The sequence below is a fragment of the Bradyrhizobium sp. BRP22 genome (genome assembly GCF_020194175.1).
Taxonomy (GTDB): Bacteria; Pseudomonadota; Alphaproteobacteria; order Rhizobiales; family Xanthobacteraceae; genus Bradyrhizobium.
The window spans coordinates 75081-89517 of the sequence record NZ_JADYVX010000030.1 but is presented as its reverse complement, the minus strand read 5'-3'; the positions used below and the strand labels follow the sequence as shown (position 1 = coordinate 89517).

At 64.2% G+C, this 14437-nt stretch carries 14 protein-coding genes; 1 reads left to right on the top strand and 13 read right to left on the bottom strand.

All coding sequences use genetic code 11. From position 1 onward, the window contains the following. Nucleotides 1-2: 2 nt before the first annotated feature. From I6F35_RS29605 to I6F35_RS29550, 12 genes are all read right to left on the bottom strand, one after another. Entirely contained in the window at nt 3-956 is a 954-nt protein-coding gene (locus I6F35_RS29605; protein WP_225121191.1) for a DUF3618 domain-containing protein, read from the bottom strand. A gap of 37 nt (nt 957-993) precedes the next feature. Then, complete coding sequence (locus tag I6F35_RS29600) at nt 994-1860, bottom strand: YihY/virulence factor BrkB family protein (protein ID WP_225121190.1); 867 nt, start codon at nt 1858-1860, stop codon at nt 994-996. A 368-nt stretch (nt 1861-2228) separates the two neighbouring features. Next, nucleotides 2229-2480: a hypothetical protein gene (locus I6F35_RS29595; RefSeq protein WP_225121189.1), complete on the bottom strand. Its 252-nt coding sequence runs from the start codon at nt 2478-2480 to the stop codon at nt 2229-2231. Between the two features lie 171 nt (nt 2481-2651). Continuing rightward, complete coding sequence (locus tag I6F35_RS29590; RefSeq protein ID WP_225121188.1) at nt 2652-3707, bottom strand: ABC transporter substrate-binding protein; 1056 nt, start codon at nt 3705-3707, stop codon at nt 2652-2654. Nucleotides 3708-3711: 4 nt separating this feature from the next. Beyond that, nucleotides 3712-4044: a hypothetical protein gene (locus I6F35_RS29585; protein WP_225121187.1), complete on the bottom strand. Its 333-nt coding sequence runs from the start codon at nt 4042-4044 to the stop codon at nt 3712-3714. Continuing rightward, complete coding sequence (locus I6F35_RS29580) at nt 4041-4799, bottom strand: ABC transporter ATP-binding protein (RefSeq protein WP_225121186.1); 759 nt, start codon at nt 4797-4799, stop codon at nt 4041-4043. The genes I6F35_RS29585 and I6F35_RS29580 overlap by 4 nt, the downstream gene beginning before the upstream one ends. Further along, on the bottom strand, nt 4796-5602 hold the full coding sequence (locus tag I6F35_RS29575; RefSeq protein ID WP_225121185.1) for an ABC transporter permease: 807 nt from the start codon (nt 5600-5602) through the stop codon (nt 4796-4798). The genes I6F35_RS29580 and I6F35_RS29575 overlap by 4 nt, the downstream gene beginning before the upstream one ends. Beyond that, nucleotides 5599-6420 (bottom strand): ABC transporter permease, encoded by an 822-nt coding sequence (locus I6F35_RS29570; RefSeq protein WP_225121184.1) that lies wholly within the window; start codon nt 6418-6420, stop codon nt 5599-5601. The genes I6F35_RS29575 and I6F35_RS29570 overlap by 4 nt, the downstream gene beginning before the upstream one ends. 200 nt (nt 6421-6620) lie before the next feature. Then, on the bottom strand, nt 6621-7010 hold the full coding sequence (locus tag I6F35_RS29565) for a PIN domain-containing protein (protein ID WP_225121183.1): 390 nt from the start codon (nt 7008-7010) through the stop codon (nt 6621-6623). After that, nucleotides 7007-7240: an AbrB/MazE/SpoVT family DNA-binding domain-containing protein gene (locus tag I6F35_RS29560; RefSeq protein ID WP_225121182.1), complete on the bottom strand. Its 234-nt coding sequence runs from the start codon at nt 7238-7240 to the stop codon at nt 7007-7009. The genes I6F35_RS29565 and I6F35_RS29560 overlap by 4 nt, the downstream gene beginning before the upstream one ends. A gap of 78 nt (nt 7241-7318) precedes the next feature. Then, nucleotides 7319-8506 (bottom strand): extensin family protein, encoded by a 1188-nt coding sequence (locus I6F35_RS29555; RefSeq protein WP_225121181.1) that lies wholly within the window; start codon nt 8504-8506, stop codon nt 7319-7321. 350 nt (nt 8507-8856) lie between these two features. Then, nucleotides 8857-12390: an autotransporter outer membrane beta-barrel domain-containing protein gene (locus I6F35_RS29550; RefSeq protein ID WP_225121180.1), complete on the bottom strand. Its 3534-nt coding sequence runs from the start codon at nt 12388-12390 to the stop codon at nt 8857-8859. 223 nt (nt 12391-12613) lie between these two features. Here I6F35_RS29550 and I6F35_RS29545 point away from each other — a divergent pair, with 223 nt between their 5' ends. Beyond that, nucleotides 12614-13444, top strand: coding sequence for a tetratricopeptide repeat protein (locus I6F35_RS29545; protein ID WP_225121179.1), 831 nt, complete (start codon nt 12614-12616; stop codon nt 13442-13444). A gap of 311 nt (nt 13445-13755) precedes the next feature. Here I6F35_RS29545 and I6F35_RS29540 read toward each other — a convergent pair whose 3' ends face one another. Then, nucleotides 13756-14193 (bottom strand): GNAT family N-acetyltransferase, encoded by a 438-nt coding sequence (locus tag I6F35_RS29540; RefSeq protein ID WP_225121178.1) that lies wholly within the window; start codon nt 14191-14193, stop codon nt 13756-13758. Between the last annotated feature and the right edge of the window lie 244 nt (nt 14194-14437).

The window sequence follows — 14437 nt, the reverse complement described above, 5'->3', positions numbered from 1 at the left end:
TTTCAGGTGTTTGGCTTCGGCGAAGGTTCGAACGCCGTCGTCACGACGTCGTCTGCGACCTCCTTCAGGGTTTCGGCCATTCCCTGGGTCACGCGGCTGGCGTGTTCACCCAGATCGGCAGCGCTGCCACCAGCAGCATCGGCCGCGGCAAAGGCGGCATCCTTGGCGGCTTCAAATCCGGAATGGGCCGCCTCACCCGCGGCGCGCTTCACATCGTCACTTGCCTGGCCCATGACGGCGGCCTCAGCTTTCGTTTCCGGCAGAGCCGCAGCGATGATGGCGCCGATTGCAATTCCCAGGGTTCCGATCAGGGCAGCATTGTCACCGATTGCCTGACGCGCCGCCGCTGGAGCCTTTGCAGCCTCGTTCGCGGCGGTGCGGACGCGCTCCATGGACTCCTTCGCCAGCTCCGACGCGGCATCCATGCCGCTCCTGAATTTGTCAGTGACGCCCCCGATGGCATCTTGCGCGTCGCCCCCCAGGTCGGCCGCCTGGCGCTGGCTCGAGGAGGTCGCGTCCGCGACAGCGCCGCCGACCGAGCGCGCGCGGTCAGCGACCTCGCCCGTTGCCCCTCTGGCGCTTTCCAAAACCGGCTCCATCATCTCCGCGGTGCGATCACGCGCACCCTTGGAGGTCAGGGCAAGCCCGGCCCCCATCATCAGGAGCGGCAGGGGCAAGCCCCTTGCGAGGCGGAGCACCGGCACCGCAACGAGGGTGGCGGCGGCCACCGTCCGGAGCGGGTTCTCCATGGCCTGCTGCTTCAGCGTTTCGACCCAACTCTGAGCCTTGTCGCTGACAAAGCCGGATACTTCCGACCTGATGTGTTGCGGCGAAACCTTGTAACGAATGTCTTCAGCGGTATCAGTGATTGTCTGTCTCAGCCGATCGACCGTGGTGGTCAGCTCTGCACGGGTACGCTCGGACTCCAGTCGTAATTCTTCAACGGACCGTGTCATCGCAGTGGTTACCCTCTCCTTTGTCGCTGCGAAAAACTCACGCTGTTTTGAATCGTTCCTCGGAGGCATCAGACGGCGCCGCCCTCCGATCGTCGGCAATGGCCTTGGTGAGCTCGGCGCCAAACAGAAAGATCTGAGCGGAATAGTAGGTCCAGAACATCAGGACGATCAGCGCGCCCGCCGCGCCGTAGGGAGAGCTGGGTGCCGCGCGACCGAGATATATTCCTATCAGCGACTTGCCGATGGTGAACAGCGCGGCTGTGACAAAAGCGCCCAGCGCAAGTTCGCGCCAGGGGATCGTCGCGTCCGGGAGGACCTTGTAAATCGACGCGAACAGCGCGGTGAAGATACCAAGCGAGACGGCGACGTTCAGGGCGGCAAGCAAGACTTTGGCGGCAAACATACCTTCAAACCAGTGACCAAGGGTCGACAGGGCGGCGCTTGCGGCAAGAGATACGATGAGCATGAACCCCAATGCCGCCACCAGGCCGAGGCTGGCGGCGCGGGTGCGGATCAGGGAAAAGAACGGCGCATCGACCGGCTTGGCCTTGAACGTGTTGTTCAGCCCGGTGTGCATTTCGCCGAAAACGCCGGAGGCGGTTATCAGAATAGTCAGAATGCCGATAGCGGTCGCGGTCGTCCCGGAACCCGGATCGGTCGATCTTGCCAGTATCGACTTGATGAAGTCGGCACCGGAGGGACCGACCAGGTTACCCAGCTCTGAACTGATGGCCTCACGCGCAGCATCCTGACCGAATGCGAGACCCACTATCGCCACGACGATCAAGAGAATCGGCGCAAGGGAAGTGGCGGCATAGAATGCAATGGCCGCACCGCGGCTCAAGGCATCGTTCGCCAGGAACCCTGATACGGCCGCCTTCAGCACCCGCCACAAGCGTCCCATCGACAGGCTCCGCCACCTCGCCACGCGCCGGAAGTCGGCGTCGTTTCACTCGCAACGGCTGGGTTAAACGGAAGTTGCTATCCAACTGAACGAGCGCGGCGGTCCGCTCAAGGGCTGGCACTGGATAGGATTCCGACAGCATGGCTGTCGCGGCTTGGGCTGAGGCTTGGGGTTGGGCCTGGGCTCCGACCGCGCGTCGCGCGCGCGATCGGCCGCACTCCATGGAGCAGGCTCGGCCAGTATTCCGAGCCGCTCATCCTGTGTACTAGAGCATTTTCGGTTCTGATTGAATCAGAACCGAAGCTCTAGATTCTTGTTTTGACGCGTTTCCTTCACGCGAACCGGTATCCACTTCGCTCGAAAACGCTCTAGCGCTTGGTGTTGCTGCCGGTCGTGCTCTTGTGTCCCGGCGCATATTCGGAGGCGCCTGGTGCGGTCGACTTTTTCGCGTTCTGCATCTTCTGGCCGGGTGCATATTCGGACGCACCCGGTGCCGTCGACTTGGTCGAGTCCTGCATCTGGTGGCCCGGCGACTTGCCCGAGGCGCCCTGATTGGTTTGGGCAAACGCCGGAACGGCGAGCACCAGCAGAGCCGCTGTGATAGCTGACTTGAGATACATGGTTTCCTCCTCGTTAGAGGAAGGCTAACCCGCCCGATCGAGCCATCGTTCCGGTGGAACCGCGCCGTGTTGCATGTTTTTCCCGAATATGAACAAACAGACAGATTTCTCATGTCCTGTCATTCCGGGGTGATGCGATAGCATCAAGCCCGGAATGACATCGGAGATGCCTCACGGACTGAACGTGTAGTTCGGACCGATCGCCGCCTGCTCCGGAATTGGCGGCAGGTCGGAGAACAGTTCGGGGTGATCCCTCATCACCTTCAGGATGTATTTCGGCTCGATATGCTTGTTGACGTCGAAGGTCGACTTGATGATGCCGAGGCGCGACAGGCGATCTTCGGCGCTGTAGAGCGCGCGATAATTGTTCGCCGAGAGACGGCGGTCCGCCTGCTGGATGTTGAACTGCATCGCGGCTTCGGCGATTTCCTGCTTGAGGCCGGGAATCCAGCGGGTCGCGACCTGCGCCGCCTGCTTCGGGTTCTTGCGCATCCACTGATCGGCTTCGGAGACCGCAGCGAGGAATTTCTCGATGGTCTCGCCATTGGCCTGCACCCACGGGCGCAGCGCGACATTGAAGCCGAGATAGGAAATCACGTCGCCGCCGCGGACGATCTCGACTGCACCCGGCACATCCTTGCCCGCCACGATCGGCCACGGATCCCAACCGGAGAAGGCATCGATGCCCTTGGCGAGCAGCGCGACCGTCATGTCCGGCGGCGGCGTGTTCACCAGCGTGACCTCCTCCGGCTTGAGCCCGGCCTTCTCCAGGATGGCGAGGATATAGAGGTGGTTGATGGTGCCGAAGGACGCCGCGATCTTCTTGCCCTTGAGGCTCGCAAGGTTGTCCTTGGTGATGCCGGAGCCTTCGCGCGCGATGATCGCCATGGTCGCATCGGAGCCGGCCTTGGTGGCGTTGCCGCTGTAATTGCCGAGCGCAACCAGATCCATGCCGCGCAGCACCGCGCCGATCATGGGAACGCCCACCTGCACGATCTCGCTCTCGCCTGCCTGCAGCGCGTTGAGCGCATCGACGCCGGTGGCGTAGGGCCGCGCGATGGTGACGTCGAGGCCGTATTTCTCGAAGAAGCCGCGCTCGAGCGCGATCGGCAGTCCGATCTGGTCGATGCCGGTGACCATGCCGGCCTTGAGCTTGGCCAGTGTCTGCGCGTCCGACGGTGTCCACGCCAGCGCGAACGCGATCGCGAGCAGCAATAATCGTTTCATTGTCCTACCCTCCCGGTTTTATCGGCCCCACCGCCGTCACCCAGTACGGCCGGGCGACGGCGTTGAGGTCCGTTCGTTTGACGCCACGTAGTTCGATGGAATGCTCGTCGGTGCCCGAGACCCGTCCGTATTTTTGGAACGCGAGCACATGGAAACGCTCGGGCGTGAACGGCAGCTCGATCTGCACGTTGACCTTCTCGGACGTACCGGCGAGATCGGGCGAGATCTTGCCGGGCGCGGCCAGGCTCAGCCAAAGCTGAAAGCCGGCCCAGGCGGCGACGACGCCGAGCACGATGCGGCCCTTGGTCGAGCGCAAGGCTTGCGCGACGAGGCTCATGCGGCGCGCACCATCTGCAGCACGCGCGCGGAGAGCTGCTTGAATCTGTCGTCCTTGACCAGATCGTCCCACACCCGCGGGCGCGGCAGGTCGATCTCGATCTGGTCGAGGACGCGTCCCTTCGAGAGCACGACGACGCGATTGGCAAGGAACACGGCCTCCGCCACGTCATGGGTGATGAACAGCACGGTCGGCTTGCGCTCCTGCCAGATCCGCGTCAGCTCCTCCTGCAAGGTCATGCGCGTCTGCGCATCGACGCTGGCGAAGGGCTCGTCCATCAGCAGCACATCCGGATTGTTGGCGAGCGCGCGCACCACGCCGACGCGCTGCTGCATGCCGCCGGACAGTTCGTTGGGATAACGGTGCGCCGCATGGGAGAGGCCGGCGAGCGCGAGATATTCGCGCGCGATGCGGTCGCGCTCCGCCTTCGGCACGCCGCGCATCTTGGGGCCGAAGCCGACATTGTCGAGCACGGTTTTCCAGGGAAACAGCGCGAACGACTGGAACACGACGCCGCGCTCGGGGCCCGGCCCCCTGACCGGCTTGCCATCGAGCAGGATCTCGCCGCCGGTATAGGGAATGAAGCCCGCGATCATGTTGAGGATGGTGGTCTTGCCGCAGCCGGACGGGCCGACCACCGAGACGAACTCGCCCTGCTCGACATCGATCGAGACATCGTGGACGGCATTCACATGCGAGCCGGCGTAAGGATCGAAATAGGTCTTTGCGAGATTCTTGAGCGAGAGCGTCTTCATGACGTCACCAATCCCCAACGCTGGCCGGTCGCGCGCTCGAGCGGCGCGAGGATCCAGGCATCCACAATGTACCAGAGCAGTCCGAGAATGATCATGCCGAGCAGGATCTCGACGGTGGAGCCGGCGCGGCGCGCATCGAACATCATGAAGCCGATGCCGCTGGTGCCGACGATCATCTCCACCGCGATCAGGGCGCGCCAGCCATAGCCGAGGCCGTTGCGCAAGCCCGTGATGATGTTGGGCAGCGCGCCCGGCAGCGTCACCTCCCAGAGCACGCGCGCCGGCGAGGCCCCCAGGCTGCGGGCGGCGCGCGCGAGATCGCGCGGCACGGATTCGACGCCGAGCACGGCATTGAGCACCACCGGGAACAGCACGGTGTAGACGATCACGAAGGTCATCGTCGTGAGCCCGAAGCCGAACCAGATCAAAAGGATCGGCAGCCAGGCGATGTCGCCGATCGCCTGGAAGAACAGGAGGATCGGCCAGCAGACGCGATGGGCCCAGCGGCTGGTGCCGATCAACACGCCGAGCGGAATCCCGAGCGCCATGCCGACGGCGGCGCCGGTGAACAGGCGGATCAGGCTGTCGCCGAGATAATCGGGCAGGATGCCCTTGTAGATCAGCGTAAAGAACGAGTTCACGACATCGACCGGACCGGGGAAGAACGCGCGCGGGAAGATGCCGGCGGCGGCAACCGCGCTCCACAGCGCGACCACCGGAATGAATGGAACGATGGCCGCGAGCGCCGGCCAGCGTCGGGTCATTCGAGCGTAGCCGCTCCAGAACTGCAGCAGAACATTCATGCGCGCCTCACCATTCCCCAGCGCTCGATGGTCGCCCGCTCCAGCGGGACCAGCAGCAGACGATCGATCAGGAGCCACAGCACGCCGATTACGATCATGCCGAACACGATGACCTCGGTGCGGTAGAAATCGCGGGCGACGAACAGCATGTAGCCGAGCCCGACATTGGTCGCGATCATCTCGGCCGCGATCAGGCCGCGCCAGGCAAAGCCGAGCCCGGTGCGGACGCCGGTGACGATGTTCGGCAACGCGCCGGGCAACAGTACCTCGGTCAGCAACGCCCAGCGGCCGGCGCCAAGCGAGCTCGCGGCGTTGCGCAGCGTGTGCGGGATGGTCTTGACGCCGAGCAGCGTGTTGTAGGCGACGACGAAGAACACGGCATTGAAGATCACGAAGACGATGGCGCCGAAGCCATAGCCGAACCAGAGCGTCGCGATCGGAATCCAGGCGATGCCGGCGAGCACGGAGAAGAAGCGAAACAAGGGCGTCAGGAACGCTGCAACCGTCGGGCTCACGCCCATTGCGATCCCGAGCGGCACGGCGGTGATGATGCCGATCAGCGTACCAAGGCCGACGCGCAGCAGGCTGGCGCCGACATGCGCAAGCAGCGTGCCGTCGCGGATGGAATCCATCGCGGCAGCACCGACCGCGCCGACGGAGGGAAAGACGCGCGGATTGATATCGAACAGCGGGACGACGATGGCCCAGATCGCGACCAGCGCCAGCAGCGGTGCGACGAACATCGCAGCCCCCGCGAGCGAGCTGACGCTGCGCGTGAGCCATGGCGATCGCCGCTTCAAACTGCGCGTCACCTCCATGTCGCCTCCCCGATATGATGCAGCCTTCGCCGGCCTTTATTGTCGTTTATCGCGTCCTTGCCGTCTTGGACAAGCGACGCCATGCCTCAGGCCGCGCAAATTGTCTCCGCGCGCCATTGCATATCCTGTATTGATCGCCTGCACGGCGTCAGAGGCCGGCCAAACAACCAACGGTGTTCAATTCCGGGAGAACTGCTCGATCAGAACGGGTTGCGGATCGCCAGCGTACCGAACATGCGCCCGTCCTGCATATCCTCGCTGTAGAGGATGTCACAGCCGGCCTCGAGCGCGGAGGCGATGACCAGCGCGTCATAGAAAGACAGGCGGTGATCCCGGGCGATGACCAATGCCGACGCATGCGTATCAAGCGTCAACGGTGAAACCTCCTCAAAGAATGCCCTGAACTGGTTCAAGGCGAATTCCACCTCGTCCCAGGCGTGACCAAGCTTTCGGTGAGCGACATTTGCGAATTCGTTCAGCACCTGAACGCTGACGATCCCGCCCGCGCTCAGGACACGCTGCGCCTTTTGCTTTCGTGGATCGGAGGTAACGACGTAGACGAGGACATTCGTATCGAAGAACGCCTTCATCGTTCATTGGCCTCGTCGCGATCGAATTTGTAGCCTTTGGGCAAGGTCCAATTGAGCTTGGCAAGCCGATCAAGGGCGCGCTGCCGTTGAGCTTCCGCGCTTTCGACCTCAAGGACGCCGTCCTTGGCGGCGACAATGTTCAACTCGTCACCCTCCTTTAGTCCAAGCTGATCGACCAGGGTCTTGGGGAGCCGCACAGCGAGGCTATTGCCCCACTTCGAAACCAGCATCGCGACCTCCATGATATACTATTCGTAATGTATATTATAGAGATGATATCTTGGCGATTCAAGTCGGTCGGTCGGCCGCTACTCGTCGGTGAATTCGTCTTCTTCGTTGACCTTGGCCTTGCGGCTGAACCAGGACGACTTCTTGCCGCCGAGCGAGCCCGTGACGTAGGGGTCGCGCGAGGCATAGGGATTGCGCGAATTGGCCCGTGCGGCGATCTCTTCGCCGGAGACGGCGGCGGGCTCGCAGATGACGCGGCGGCTGGCCCGGCGCATCAGGTCAACGTGAATGTGATCGTAATGGAAGCGGTTGGAGCCCGGCGCCAGCACGGTGTTGAACTGCTGGCAGGCCGCGCCCTGGACGTCGCGCAAGAACCCCTGCTCTTCCGGCAGCCCGCGCCAGCCGTCCTTCACCGAGATGCGGCGGCCGTCGGCGAGCGTGAAGCCGGCAATGTCGAGCGCGTTGCCGAAGGCGTGCTCGGAAATATGTGCACTCGGATTGCCGTTCATGCCGCGGCAGGAATAGGCGGAGATCTGTTTGATCTCGACCACGCGCGCGCCGAACCAGCGCATGGCTGCCGGCTGCACGGAATCGGCAAGCCAGCGGTCGAGCGCCGAGACGATCGGACAGGCGAGCGTCGCGGTCGGCTTCAGCGCGACCGGACCAACCGCGGTAACGGGATTGCCACGCTCGGGCCCGAGCCGCGGCAGCGGCTGTGAATATGGCGCGGACGTATGGTCGCGCTGCGGATAGCCCTGCTGCGCGCCATAGGGCGAGCGGCCGGGCGGCTCCGGCGTGCCTTCCGCCGGCAAATCGATCTCATCCTGCTGCGGCGCGACGCCGGGGGCGTTCAGCGAGATCGGTCCGTTCGACGGCGCGCCATAGCTCGGCTGGCTCGGGGGCGAGTTTGAATAATAAGGCGCCTGTGACGGCGGCGCCGGCTGCCGCGTGATCGGCCAGCGCGGCTGATTGCGGCCGGAGCCGATATCGGCCGGCGGCCGCAGGTCGTCGGCAAAGCCAAAGCTCTGGCTGCCCTCACCGAGTGCCGCGACCTTGAGCGGGAATTGCGCACCGCACACGCCGGGACCCGAGATCGGGTCGATGCGCACGAGATCCGGGCCTTCCTTTACCGCGCCGGATTTCAGGCAGGCGACTTCGGCCTCGGCCCGCCAGGGTTCACGCTCGGCCTGGAAGAAACCGCGACCGCAACCTGCCAGCGAAACGAGGACGACGGAGCCGACGAGATACAAACGAACTCCACGCGCCATGCGCGCACGTTCGGCTAATTTATTTAAGGACTCTTCAACGCGTTGTTTTTACATATCTTTAACCATGAGGCGCCCAGCGCGGGACGCTGCGGGCGGGACGGACAGCATCGCTGGCTTTTTCGGCGGGGAACCATTTGGTAAATTCGCGCGTTCTGTGCGGGCAGGCGCAAACGCTGGGAGCGTTGTTCGATGGCTATGAGTCTTCTCGTCAGCCGGTTGAGCGTCGTCGCCGCCTATGTTGCGTTCGCCTTTGTCGGCGCGATCGTGCTCGGCCTGTTGTAGGCTTTCCCTGCTAACCTGGATTGGACTGCGCCCGGTGGCTCTCCCGCCGGGCGCTGTTGTGATTAGCCTTACCAGCTATAGCGCACGACACCCTTGCCGGCGTAGGAGCGCGTGACGTCGGAGAACTCGCCTTCGAACGTCGCGGCCGTCGACCACCCGTTCATCCAGTTCACTTCGGCAGATACCGTGGTGAGCGCCGCATCGTGCGCAGGCGCTGCGCCACCAACGACAAAGGATGCGCCGGGCAGCGCCTGGAAGGTCGCCGCGACATTGCGATCGGTGTTGAAATCATGCGCCCAGGCGAAGCGGCCGCGCAGGGTGAGGATTGCATCGGGTATCGCGAACGACTTGTCGGTGCGCACGCCCAATTCGCTGCGCGGCGCCGTCACGGTCTTGGCACCATAAGCCAGAGCGAACGCGCCGACACCAGCCACCACCTGCTCGGTATAGGCCGGCAGATCGAATGTCGTGAATTGTGCGGCAGCATAGGGCGTGACCGCACCTATCCACGGCGTCAGCAGCCGGTAACCGCCTTCGACGCGGCCCGAGTAAGCGTTGGCATTGAACTCGGCGTGCAACCGGTCGAGGCCGGCTCCGATCACGGTGCGGTCGGTCGTGATGTCCTGCCAGCCATAGGCGAGCGCGCCCAGGACGTAGGCCGCGCCGACGTCGTGACGCGCGAAGACGCCGGCCTGGAACAGGTCGGAGCGACCGCTTCCGAGCGAATTGGCGACCGAGAAATTGGTACCGCCGCCGGCGAGCGTGAAGCCTATCAGCGTGTTCGGTGCGATCCGGTAGTCGGCACCAACGGCCGCGCCATAGATGCGGCTCGAGGTATTGTTCGATCCGAGCGCGGCGTTGCCGTCGGTGGTCTGCGAGCCGCCGAAGCCGGAGGCCCAGACACTCCAGCGCTGCAAGGCCTGCACGGGCGGCGGCGCCTTTCGATACACGGCGGCATAGGCGTCGTGCTCGGCGCGTGATCGCGGCTTCCGCGCCGACGCGTAGGCATTCGCGCTCTCGGCATCGTCATCGGCGTACTGCGCGGCGCCCGGCAATGGAGATGTGTTGTCGCCGCGTCCGGCGATGGTGGGATCGGTCATGATCCCCATGAACATGTTCATCGCGTTGAAGGTAGTCTGCTGCGAGCCCGTCGCGGTCTCGCCGGACGCTTGCGTCAATCCGGCCGGCGTCAGGCCGCCGAAGGCTCCGGGGATGCTGCCATTGCTGTCGAAGAAACCTGTCAGCACGTTCGCCAGCGTGGCCTGATTGACGTTGAGGCCGGTGGCGGAGGCGAAGTTCAGCGCGACATCCAGATAGACGTTCGTGGCGTCATAGCTGAGGCCCGCGCTGACCGAAGGCAGGTTGGTCGTGACAGGTGAAGCGAACGTGCCGCCGACGCCGCCGCTCGCGTTCAGGACCGTGTAGTGCTTCTGCAGCGACGCGCCGAGGAAGGACACGTTCACCGCCGCGCCGCCCAGCGTGGCGGTGCCGGTGACGTTGGTCCGGCCTGCGCCCGCGCCGTCGACCTGCACCAGGTAGGTGGAGGCTGCCGTGAAGCTGAGATTGCCCTGCACCGAGAGCGTGCCTGAGGTCGTCGTGCCCGGCGCGAGGACGCCGCCAGTAACCACGGTATCGCCAACGCTGCCGATGCCGCCGAGCGTGCCGCCGCCATTGATCGTCACAGCGCTGGCGAGCGCGCCGTTCACCAGCAAGGTGGCGCCGGCAAACACGCCGGTGCCGTTCTGATAGGCCTGCGCGTCGGTGATGGTCCACCTGCCGCCCTGCACGTTCAACGCCTGGAAATTGATGACGTTCGCCAGCGTGCCCGAGCCCGGGCCGTACAGGTTGATGGTGTTGGTGCCGACGCCGCCGTCGATCCGACCTGCGATGCTGGAGCCGCCATACAGATTGAGCGTGTCGTTGCCGCCTTCCATGCTGACGGCGCGGCCGGTGTTGCCGATGATCACGCCGTAGTTGGAAAGGATGTCATCGCCCTCGCCGGTCTGGATCGCCGCGCCGTCGCCGCGGATGAAGCGGGTCGCGCCGGTCCCGGTGTAGGTCACGCCGTTGAGCGTGCCGACCGAACCCGGATCGGGATTGCCGTTCTGCAGCAGTGTCGTGCCGTTCGGGTCCGGGATCGCGCCATTGCCAATGATCGTGCCGTAATTGACGATGGTGTCGTTGTCGCCGGCGGCGGTGCCGGTCTTGTTCTCGGAGCGGATCGCATAGCTGCTGTTGCCGACGATCGTGGCGCCGGCATGGTTGATCAGGTCGAGCGCCGTCGTGCCGCTGCGCGAGCCGTCCGGATTGGAATCATTGTTGATCACGATGCCCGCGCCGGCTCCCGAGATGTTGCCGTAGTTGCGGATCGTGCCGCCGCTGGCCGTGATGCCCTCGCTGTTGTTGAAACGCAGGCCATCGTCCGCGCCCTTGGCGCCGGTGCCCTGGATGGTGCCGTAATTCGTCAGAAGCGTGAGAACGCCATCGATGTCCAGGCCGTCGCCATCGCCGCGCGCCGACGTGGTGTCGATCGCGCCGGTGATGGTGCCGTAGTTGGTCACGACGGCATCGCCGCCCGATCCGACGCCCGAGCCGTCGCGGCCGATGATGGTGGCGCCGGCGTAGTTGTAGACCGTGATATTGCTGCCAAGATCGCCCGCGGTGCCGTTCTTGGCACCCGAGATCAGGCCGCCAGCGTAGTTGTACACGGTGCCGCTGTGTCCTTCCTGCAGGTCGATGCCGTCGGAGCCCGGGCGGTCCGTGGGCTCCGGCACCGAATTGGCGACGATCTGGCCGTAGTTGTGGATCGTGAAGTTCTGGCCCGGCCGCATCGCATCGGCATTGTCAGCGGTGATGAGGCCGCTGGCGCGATTGGTGATGGTGACCGTCGCCGCCGTCGAAGTCAGGTTGTCGAAGTCGAGCGCTTGGCCCGTCGTCGACTTGATGGTGCCCGCATTGTCGACCGAGAACGACGCTGTCGTGGTCGAATTGGTGCTGCCGGAACCGTTGATCTGGATGGCGTCGTCGACCGCCTGGATGGTCGCGCCGGCATTGTTGATGATCGTGAGCGACGTGACGTTGTTGAGATTGGTGGTCGCGCGGATCGCGCGAGCCGAGGCGTCGATCAATCCGGAATTGGTAATGGTGGTGGTGCCCGCGCCGATGCGCATCACGTCGTTGCCGGTCGCCTTGAGCGTGCCGCCGGCCTGATTCGTGATCGAGAACACTGCCGCGTTCGAGGTCACCGAGTTGAAGTCGAACACGCGGCCGTTGTTGGTCGACTGGATGGTGCCGAAATTGTCGACCTTGACCGTTCCGCTGGTGAGACCGCTTTGGATCCGGAACGCATCATTGGACGAGGTGAACACCGCACCCTTGTTGTTGATCAGCGTGAAATTGCCGCTGATCGCGCTGTTCGACGTATCGACGCCGCGCGACGTCGCCGAAATCGTGCCGTTATTGGTGATGACGACGCCCGGCGAAGCGAGCCCGGTGGTCCAGGTGATCGCCGTTCCGATCACCGACAGCGTGCTTCCATCCGCGATGAAACCGGTATCATTGTTCGAGACCGTCTTCGCGGTCGCCGGATCGTCGGGTGGCACACTGAAGCTTGCAGCAAACGCAGAACCAAACGCGATAGACGACGCAGCAACAACCAATGCGAGCCTGCTCGCATGGTTCAACAACTCAACTTTCACCACCAGCCCCCTGAAACTTGCGGTGCGCGGCAATCTGGAGACGGCACGTAACAGTTTGATAACAACGCAATTGCGTGTAAGACATGCGCAGCACTTGTGGTATATTTGCAACGAGCGAACATCTCACTTGTCTTCAAAGACTGAACGGCCCGGCGTCGCCGACCAGACGCTGCAACGCGCCGCCCTGGCACTGCAGATGCAGCGGCCTGATGAGGCCGAGCGATTGGCGGCGGCGGTCTTCAAGGCGAACCGCGGCAACGTGGCGGCTGCGGCGCTGCTCGGCCGCGCGCTGATGCTGCAGAATCGCTTCGATGAAGCGATCACGCCATTGCAGAAGGCGGTGCGTCGCGGCGACGATCCTGCAGCCGCAACCCTGCTCGCCACCGCGTTCGCGGCCACAGGCCGGCGCGACGACGCGCTCGTTCTGTTGCGCCAGGCCATCGCGCGACGGCCGGCCTTCCCGCCCGCTTTCCTTGAATATGGCGGCCAGCTCGCATCCGACGGAAAGATCGATGAGGCGATCGCCGTGCTCGAACAGGGTCTTGCGCTCACGCCCGGAATCATCGAGCTGCAGCTTCGCCTGGCGTCGCTCCATATCGGTCGCAACGCGCGTGCCGAGGCGCGCGCGATGCTGCAGCAGGCGGCCGCCGCCGCGCCTTCGCGTCACGACGTGCTGGCCGAACTCGCCCGCGTGATGGTGCTGGACGGCGACTACGCCGCGGCCGTCGATGTCTTCCGCCGCGCGCTCGCGCTGCGGCCGGATGATGCGGCAACGCGAGCCAATCTCGGGATCTGCCTGCTGGAGCTGGGCGAGCGCGCCGACGGTGAGGCAAGCCTGCGCGAAGCGGCTCGCGGCAGGCCCGAGATGACCGGCCGTGCGATCATGTCACTCGCCGCGAACTCGCACGGCCGCTTTTTTCTCCGCCCCAGCGCCGCGGCGAGATTTCTGATAAGCTAGGGTGCCGTCATCGCCTTCGGACTCCGTCGGGTGACGCGGCTTGGAGCATCGTTCGCGCACACCGCAAATCCGCCGTCTCGAATCCTTCGGTGAACCGGCTATAAACTGGCGCGGGGATCTGCGTTGCCTCTTCATGGCGACCTCGTATTGTCATCAAGCGCGCGAAGCTCGTGGCGGCGCGCAGTTCCAGGAAAGAGCGCCCCGGCCCATCACGCAGCTCGTTCAGGCGGGATTCGTGAAGATCACTGAACAAGCCGGAGGGACAGACCGGACCTGCCCGCCCTGCCCCCACGCGGCCGGTCATGCCGTGCCTAGGCCGCGCCAGCGGCGGTCTCGCCCGAAGGCGGAATCGTAAACGCGAACATCGATAGCTGCACGTCCGGGGAAAACACGAACGGCGTCATGCCTATCCGTGTAGCACCGAGACGGGCATAGAAATCCACCGCGTGTGGGCTCGAATAGATCAGGATTACGCTGCCTGCCATCTTTCTCGAATGCTCAACCGCGGCGGCAAAAAGCCGTGTGCCAACCAGGCTCCGCGAGCAAGCTGGATCGACGAAAATGCCTTCGAGGAGAATGAGGCCCCCCATTCCCGTAGGTCTTAGGGACACGTAGCCGCGCGGAACGCCCTGTTCGTCCTCGGCCACAAAGACCAGTCCGGCCGCGATCAGCGTCAGGTTGATCTTGAGCGCCGGCATGAAGCGCGAGATGGCATCGTCGTCGTATCCATTATGCTTCGTCGCACGCACCGCGATCTGCGTGAGCGCCTCAGCGTCATCAACGCGCGCAGGCCTGACTCGGCTGCATGTCATATGCCGTCTCCCGCCCGATGAATTCACATAGCCGGAGAACTGCGAATTTCAAGGCTGGGGGAGCGCAATCGATCGTATGGTTCAGTTCCGCACTTCTCGAAGGCAACAGTCGTGTGGAACACTGGCTGATTGGCCATGTGGCGCTCGACGGCCGGCGATCGGATTGATAAGCCCTCTGCGC

Bases quoted from the DNA above. Each gene is read 5' to 3' on its own strand.
- I6F35_RS29605 (WP_225121191.1), bottom strand. From the start codon at position 956: ATGACACGGTCCGTTGAAGAATTACGACTGGAGTCCGAGCGTACCCGT.
- I6F35_RS29600 (WP_225121190.1), bottom strand. From the start codon at position 1,860: ATGGGACGCTTGTGGCGGGTGCTGAAGGCGGCCGTATCAGGGTTCCTG.
- I6F35_RS29595 (WP_225121189.1), bottom strand. From the start codon at position 2,480: ATGTATCTCAAGTCAGCTATCACAGCGGCTCTGCTGGTGCTCGCCGTT.
- I6F35_RS29590 (WP_225121188.1), bottom strand. From the start codon at position 3,707: ATGAAACGATTATTGCTGCTCGCGATCGCGTTCGCGCTGGCGTGGACA.
- I6F35_RS29585 (WP_225121187.1), bottom strand. From the start codon at position 4,044: ATGAGCCTCGTCGCGCAAGCCTTGCGCTCGACCAAGGGCCGCATCGTG.
- I6F35_RS29580 (WP_225121186.1), bottom strand. From the start codon at position 4,799: ATGAAGACGCTCTCGCTCAAGAATCTCGCAAAGACCTATTTCGATCCT.
- I6F35_RS29575 (WP_225121185.1), bottom strand. From the start codon at position 5,602: ATGAATGTTCTGCTGCAGTTCTGGAGCGGCTACGCTCGAATGACCCGA.
- I6F35_RS29570 (WP_225121184.1), bottom strand. From the start codon at position 6,420: ATGGAGGTGACGCGCAGTTTGAAGCGGCGATCGCCATGGCTCACGCGC.
- I6F35_RS29565 (WP_225121183.1), bottom strand. From the start codon at position 7,010: ATGAAGGCGTTCTTCGATACGAATGTCCTCGTCTACGTCGTTACCTCC.
- I6F35_RS29560 (WP_225121182.1), bottom strand. From the start codon at position 7,240: ATGCTGGTTTCGAAGTGGGGCAATAGCCTCGCTGTGCGGCTCCCCAAG.
- I6F35_RS29555 (WP_225121181.1), bottom strand. From the start codon at position 8,506: ATGGCGCGTGGAGTTCGTTTGTATCTCGTCGGCTCCGTCGTCCTCGTT.